We start from the raw sequence: 6,989 nt of genomic DNA, 5'->3' as shown, positions 1-6,989 counted from the left end.
ACTTGATCGACTTGAAGCCATACTTCCACGGCACCACCAAACGCAGGGGCGCGCCGTTCTGGTTCGGGATCGGTTTGCCGTAAATACCCGTCGCCATAAAGGTCAGCGGGTGCATCGCCTCGTCCAGGCGCAGCCCTTCGCGGTAGGGCCACGGCACGAAGCTGCGTTTCTGGCCCCACATCTCTTCCGGGCGCAGCAACGTCTCGAACGCCACATATTTGGCGCCGGACTGGACGCCCGCCATGTTCAACAGGTCCGCAAGTTCAAACCCGTTCCACGGGATGACCATCGACCATGCCTCCACGCAGCGGAAACGGTAAATACGCTCCTCGATGGTCATGGCGTCCATGATGTCTTTGAACGCATACGCGCCGGGCTTATCGACCAAGCCGTCGATTTGCACTTCCCACGGGTCGGTCGTCAAAGCGGAGGCGTATTCCGCTGGATCGGTCTTGCCGGTGCCGAATTCGTAGAAGTTGTTATACTGTGTGATCTCGTCCCACGCGTTCGGGGTTTCCTTGGTAGAGTACTGCGACGCCAAAGCTGGCCCCGCAATGCCCGTCGCCGCCAAGGCGCTGGCACCCGCCATGAAGGCCCGCCGGTTCAGGAATACATTCTCGGGGGTGACGTCACCCCATGTCAGATCAGATTTGAACCGGTTGGCCATAATATAGGTGTCCTCGCTGTTGCGTGTCCCCTTATGACTTACGTCTTCCCATGCTCAAAACCAAATGCGGCCTGCTCACGAAACTGTTGGGTGGATGTCATCTGGCTGTGAAGGGCCTGTTTTCAGGGGCCTTCTTAGTAAAGACGGGTTTCTTCGTCGGCAGAGTGATCCTCCTGCACCTCGTCCAAGGTCTGCTCTCGGTCTACCGTCGCCAAAACCCACTGCGCCAAGGTCGGCGCGGTTTTGCGGGCGGGCCATGTGTCGGCTTGCCATAATCGCGAGCGGATCAGCGATTTGGAGCAGTGCATAAACACCTCCTCCACCTCAACCACCATCGCCAGCAGCGGTGCGTTGCCGCGCACCGCGTGGCGCGCGCTGATTGCGCGGTCTTTGACGATGCGTGCCTTGCCTGCGACGCGCAGGGTGTCGCCATGGCCCGGCACTATAAACAAGATGGCGACATTGGGATCTTCCAGAATATTCTGGAAGCCGTCCACACGGTGGTTGCCCAATCTATCGGGGATGATCAGCGTTTTGTCGTCGTACACCTCGACAAACCCAGCGGGGTCACCCTTAGGGGACACGTCGACCAAGCCGCCCGATGATTTTGTGCCGACGACGATGAACGGGGCCGTGGCGATAAACTGCCGCGCCACGTCGTTGATATGGTCCGTCACCTTGAGGAAGGTGTTCGTGAACCCCTCCGTCGGGAGCAACGCTTGCAGGCGGGTTAGCGATGTGATGTCCTCGTCAACCGTCAGCACCATTTCCCATCCCCTACTCCCTCGCCGTCAATAGACTATAGCACAGTTTGGCGCGGCCAGCGGCATCTCATGGAAACAGCGTGCCCTATCCCGCCTCTTTCACCGGATAAAGCACATCCATCGGCACCGATTTGCCCGTGTCTTGCACCAGCCGCACGTGTTTGCGCCGCATCTGGCGCGGCTCTGGGACACCGACGGAGTGGGCGATCAGCTCCACCTCTTTCACGATGCCCTTCGCGTAGTTTGCGACCTTCTTGTACTTGTCCTCCGGCACCAGCCCTTTCTGGAAACGCGGGTCGTGGGTGGTGATGCCCGTGGGGCAGGTGTTCTTGTTGCACTTGAGCGCCTGAATACAGCCAAGGCTGAACATGAACCCACGCGCCGAGGTCACGAAATCGGCCCCCGCCGCCAAGGCCCACGCCACATCCCCCGGCACCATCAGTTTGCCCGACGCGATCAGACGGATGCGGTCTTTCAGCCCGTATTCGCGCAGCAGGTTCGCCACCTCCGGCAGCGCTTCCTTGATCGGCACGCCGACCAAATCCATCAGCGGCAAGGGCGCAGCCCCCGTCCCGCCTTCGCCGCCGTCCAGCGTGATGAAGTCCGGCGCGTCGCCGCGCTGCAAGATCAGATCGAACAACTCACGAAACGGCGCGTCGGAGCCGAACACCGTCTTTATACCCGTGGGCTTGCCCGTCACCTCGCGGATGTGCGCCACCAGGTCCAGCAACTCCGCGGCATTCGACACTTCTACATGGCGGTTCGGCGAAATGCTGTCCTCGCCCTCATCAATCCCGCGAATGGCGGCAATCTCCGCCGTCACCTTCGCGCCGGGCAGGATGCCGCCCTTGCCGGGCTTGGCCCCTTGCGCCAGCTTCAACTCGAACATCTTCACCTCAGGATGCGCCGCGACCTCGCGCAACTTGTCGTCGTTGATGCTGCCGTCCCTGTTGCGCACGCCGTATTTCGCGGTTCCGATCTGGAACACGATGTCCGCGCCGCCCTCTAGGTGGTACGGGCTCAACCCGCCTTCGCCGGTGTTCATCCAGATCCCCGCCAGCTTCGCCCCGCGCGACAGTGCGGTCACCGCCGGACGGCTGATCGCGCCGTAAGACATGCCGGACAGGTTAAAGAAGGACGCCGCTTCGTAAGGGGTGCGCGCATCCGCGCCGATCACCATCGGCTCCGAGGAGGCGAACTGATCATCAAGCGGCGGGAAAGCCGCGTTCACGAACAACGGCGTCCCGACCACCGCCAAGTTGCGGGTGGAGCCGAAGGCGACCGTGTTGCCCTCCCCCGTGGTGGCGCGGTTCACCCAATCGCGCTGCGCCCTGTTGAAGGGCAGCTCTTCGCGGTCCATCGCGAAGAAGTATTGCCGGAAGAACTCCCCCAGCTCGGAAAAGATATGCCGGAACCGCCCGATCACAGGGTAGTTGCGCCGGATCGCGTCCCCAGTTTGGGACCGGTCGATGACAAACAGAACCACCGCAAGCAAGGCCACCAGCCCGATCACGCCCACAAACAGCAGCGCCATCACTTCGATCACCCAGCCAGCCCAGTCAAACATCCACATAGCAGTCCCTCATTTTCGGTGATGCCCACTGTCAGACGCGGGGCGCGGACACGCAAGTGAAAGCTCCGTGAGCGCGAATGCACGCCGTATCAGTAACAAAAGCGTGACTGGAAACTGAAAACGCCGCTGGCTTAGCGCGCGGCGCCAATCGGTCAAGTTTAGAAAAGTGGCCACTGGCGACATCCAGCCGACGGGTTCTCACGTAATCGCTTCGATGACCAATCACGGCCATCCTTTGAAATGTTACTGGAGACGACACCATGATCCGCAGAACTTTTATCGCTATGACCGCCGCCGCAGCCCTGACAGCCCCCGCGTTCGCTGACGGCCACTCCAAAGATATCGTCGACACCGCAGTCGCCGCTGGCACATTCGACACGCTCGTCGCCGCCGTAGACGCCGCAGGCTTGGTTGACACGCTGAAAGGCGACGGCCCGTTCACAGTCTTTGCGCCAACCGATGAAGCCTTCGCAGCCCTGCCAGACGGCACGGTCGAAACACTGCTCAAGCCAGAGAACAAGGACCAGCTGACCGCGATCCTGACCTACCACGTGGTTTCGGGCAAAGTGATGTCGGGTGACCTGTCCGACGGCATGACCGCGCCAACCGTCCAAGGCGGTGACATCACGATCAAAACCGAAGGCGGCGTAATGGTAAATGACGCCAACGTCACGGCGGCAGACATCGAAGCCTCCAACGGCGTGATCCACGTCATCGACAAGGTGATCATGCCCGCAAGCTAACATCTAAAGGAGGCTCCGCATCATGGCGGGGCTTCCCTTTCTTACGGGTCGGGCCAGCCGAATTTACGAAACACCCGACGCACCAGCCAAACGGGGCCGATAAAAATCAGGTTCGGGTTTTGAAACACGCTTGGCACGCGCCCCTCGATCCGGTGCCCCAGAAGCAGCGTGACCCACGCCACACCAAAAGCCGGCAACGCCAACGCCCACAGCGTGACGCCGCTTTGCGCGTCCAGCCAGATAATCGCCGCAACAAACGCCGCCACGACCGGCAGAAACACCGCCGTCACCCGCAGCGACAATCGCGCGAAATAGACCAACATCCCTGCCAGAAACGGCCACATCAGGTTGATCCACGGAAACGGGATCGACCACGCCAGCGCCATCAGCGCGAAGATGGCCACAGGTTCCGCCACCCAGTGGATTTTGATGTTCACGGGATGACGGTGGCTTTCCTCGTATTCATCCAGAAGTGCGGCCAGTTTTGTCATGGAAAAGACTGTCAAACGTGAAAGGGCCGGATGCAAGACCCGGCCCCTCATTCGCAGGTTTTAGTGAACGACCGCGTCGTCCGGCTTTGGCCGTGTGGAGGCGCTGACGCGCCCGCCAACCAGCAGCCCCTCCGGCCCGACGCTCACCTCCACGGTGGCGCCATCCAGCACTTCGCCCGCCAAGATCATCTCGGCCAGCGGGTCTTGCAACGCGCGTTGGATCGCCCGTTTCAAAGGACGCGCCCCGAACACAGGGTCGTAGCCCTCGTCTGCCAGCCACTGCTTGGCGTCCTCGTCCAGCGCCAAGGTGATCTTGCGCCCCGCTAGGCGTTTCTCCAAACGCGCCATCTGGATATCCACGATCGCGTTCATGTCGTCACGGGCAAGGCGATCAAAGATGATCGTCTCGTCCAACCGGTTCAGGAACTCCGGCCGGAAGTGTGCCCTTACCGCGTCCATCACGTCGCGCTTCGCAGCGGCGGCGTCGCCCCCTTCGGGCAGCTGGCTCAGCGCCTGCGCCCCAAGGTTGGAGGTCAGGATGATCAGCGTTTGCTTGAAGTCCACCGTGCGGCCTTGGCCGTCGGTCAGAACCCCGTCATCCAGCACCTGCAACAGCACGTTGAACACGTCAGGGTGCGCTTTCTCGACCTCGTCGAACAGCACCACCTGATAGGGTCTGCGCCGCACGGCTTCCGTCAAAACGCCGCCTTCGTCATAGCCGACATAGCCCGGAGGGGCCCCGATCAGCCGTGACACGGCGTGTTTCTCCATGAACTCCGACATGTCGATCCGCACCATCGCGCCGTCATCGTCGAACAGATACTCCGCCACGGCTTTCGTCAGCTCGGTCTTGCCGACACCCGTTGGCCCAAGGAACAAGAAGCTGCCAAGCGGGCGGTTCTCGTCGTTCAGCCCAGCGCGCGCACGGCGCACCGCGTTGGAGACCGCTTGAACAGGCAAGCGTTGTCCGATCACGCGGCGGCCCAGCTCTTCTTCCATGCGCAGCAGCTTTTCGCGCTCGCCTTCCAACATCTTCGATGTCGGAATGCCGGTCCACCGCTCCACAACGCTGGCGATCTGCTCGGGGCGCACGGCCTCTTCGACCATCTGCGTTTCTTCGCGGTTTTCCGCCTCTGCCAAGCCCTTTTCCAAATCGGGGATCACGCCGTAAGATAGCTCCCCCGCTTTGGCCAAGTTGCCTTCGCGTTTGGCGATATCCAGCTCGGCCCGTGCGCGGTCCAGCTTTTCCTTCAGCTCGCGTGCGCCTTCCAGCTTGTCGCGCTCCGCCTGCCAAGCAGCCGTCATCTCGCTGGAGCGTTCTTGCAAATCGGACAGCTCCTTTTGCAACGTCTCCAACCGGTCCACCGACGCGGCGTCGTCCTCTTTCTCAAGGGCGGCGGCCTCGATCTGGAGTTGCAGGATCTGGCGATCCAGCGCGTCCAGTTCTTCGGGCTTGCTGTCGACTTCCATGCGCAGCCGCGATGCGGCTTCGTCTACAAGATCGATGGCTTTATCCGGCAAGAAGCGGTCGGTGATATAGCGGTGCGACAGCTCCGCCGCCGCAACCAAGGCGCTGTCGGAAATCCGCACGCCGTGGTGCAGTTCGTACTTTTCCTTGATGCCCCGCAGGATCGACACGGTGTCCTCCACCGTGGGTTCCGCCACCATCACGGGCTGGAACCGCCGCGCCAAGGCCGCGTCTTTCTCCACGTGCTTGCGGTATTCGTCCAGCGTGGTTGCGCCAACGCAGTGCAACTCGCCCCGCGCCAAGGCAGGTTTCAGCAGGTTGGAGGCATCCATAGAGCCTTCCCCCGCGCCCGCGCCAACCAACGTGTGCATCTCGTCGATGAACAAAATGATCTCGCCCGCCGCCGATGTGACCTCCGACAGGATCGCCTTCAGGCGCTCCTCGAACTCACCGCGGTACTTCGCGCCCGCAATCAGGGCACCCATGTCCAAGGACATCAATTGCTTGTTGCGCAGGCTCTCCGGCACGTCGCCATTGACGATGCGCAGGGCAAGCCCCTCGGCAATCGCGGTTTTACCCACGCCCGGCTCCCCGATCAGCACAGGGTTGTTCTTGGTGCGGCGCGATAGAACCTGCATCGTGCGGCGGATTTCCTCGTCGCGACCGATAATGGGGTCAATCTTGCCCTCGCGTGCGGCCTCCGTCAGGTCACGCGCGTATTTCTTCAGCGCGTCATAACCTTCTTCGGCATTGGCGCTATCAGCCGTGCGGCCTTTGCGAATGTCGTTAATCGCGGTGTTCAACTTTTGCGCCGATACAGCGCCCGCATCCAATGCGTCCTTCGCAGGGCTTTTCACCATCGCCAAGGCGCACAACATGCGCTCCACCGGAACAAAGCTGTCACCTGCCTTCTTGGCCAGCTTTTCGGCTTCGTCCAGCACCTTGCCGGTTTGGGTGTCCAAATATACCTGCCCGCCGGAGCCCGTAACTTTCGGAATTTTGCCCATGGCCAGTTCGACCGCCTCTTTCACACGGGCGGGTGCGCCGCCAGCGGCGGTGATCAGGTTGGAGGCGAGCCCCTGCTCGTCGTCCATGATTGCTTTGAGAAGATGCTCTGGGGACAGACGCTGGTGGTCCTCCCGCATCGCGATTGTTTGCGCAGCCTGGATGAATCCGCGGGCACGCTCTGTGAATTTTTCCAAATCCATGTGGTCCGTTCCTTTCAATAAGCCTTTGTCGAATTTTAGCCCGCTATGCGGCACCGTTCTTTGACAAACCTCAAA

Annotated in this window: 6 protein-coding genes (1 of these 6 cut by a window edge); 1 reads left to right on the top strand and 5 read right to left on the bottom strand. The window is 61.3% G+C overall.

Features of this window, described 5'->3' with window-relative positions; translation table 11 throughout:
* The 3 genes from msrP to BLW66_RS15880 all read right to left on the bottom strand — a co-directional run.
* Nucleotides 1–667, bottom strand: partial view of a protein-methionine-sulfoxide reductase catalytic subunit MsrP gene (gene msrP, locus BLW66_RS15890; RefSeq protein ID WP_089948233.1) — the 5' portion only. 245 nt of this gene lie to the left of the window's left edge; the window shows 667 of its 912 coding nt (coding positions 1–667); it begins with the start codon at nucleotides 665–667; the stop codon falls past the left edge of the window.
* A 134-nt stretch (nucleotides 668–801) separates the two neighbouring features.
* On the bottom strand, nucleotides 802–1,434 hold the full coding sequence (locus BLW66_RS15885; protein WP_089948231.1) for an MSMEG_1061 family FMN-dependent PPOX-type flavoprotein: 633 nt from the start codon (nucleotides 1,432–1,434) through the stop codon (nucleotides 802–804).
* Between the two features lie 82 nt (nucleotides 1,435–1,516).
* Nucleotides 1,517–3,004 carry an FMN-binding glutamate synthase family protein gene (locus tag BLW66_RS15880; RefSeq protein ID WP_089948228.1) on the bottom strand — a complete coding sequence of 496 codons (1,488 nt, stop codon included), beginning with the start codon at nucleotides 3,002–3,004 and terminating at the stop codon, nucleotides 1,517–1,519.
* A gap of 260 nt (nucleotides 3,005–3,264) precedes the next feature.
* Between BLW66_RS15880 and BLW66_RS15875 the strand changes: the two genes are divergently transcribed.
* On the top strand, nucleotides 3,265–3,747 hold the full coding sequence (locus BLW66_RS15875) for a fasciclin domain-containing protein (RefSeq protein WP_089948226.1): 483 nt from the start codon (nucleotides 3,265–3,267) through the stop codon (nucleotides 3,745–3,747).
* Nucleotides 3,748–3,788: 41 nt separating this feature from the next.
* Here the strand turns inward: BLW66_RS15875 and BLW66_RS15870 are convergent, their stop codons facing one another.
* Entirely contained in the window at nucleotides 3,789–4,238 is a 450-nt protein-coding gene (locus BLW66_RS15870) for an Mpo1 family 2-hydroxy fatty acid dioxygenase (protein WP_170833507.1), read from the bottom strand.
* Nucleotides 4,239–4,298: 60 nt separating this feature from the next.
* A complete protein-coding gene (gene clpB / locus BLW66_RS15865) occupies nucleotides 4,299–6,914 on the bottom strand; it encodes an ATP-dependent chaperone ClpB (protein ID WP_089948220.1) in 2,616 nt (871 codons plus the stop codon).
* Nucleotides 6,915–6,989 lie beyond the last annotated feature (75 nt).

This window comes from Litoreibacter albidus (assembly GCF_900107015.1).
Taxonomy (GTDB): domain Bacteria; phylum Pseudomonadota; class Alphaproteobacteria; order Rhodobacterales; family Rhodobacteraceae; genus Litoreibacter; species Litoreibacter albidus.
This window is presented reverse-complemented; position numbering and strand designations above follow the sequence as displayed.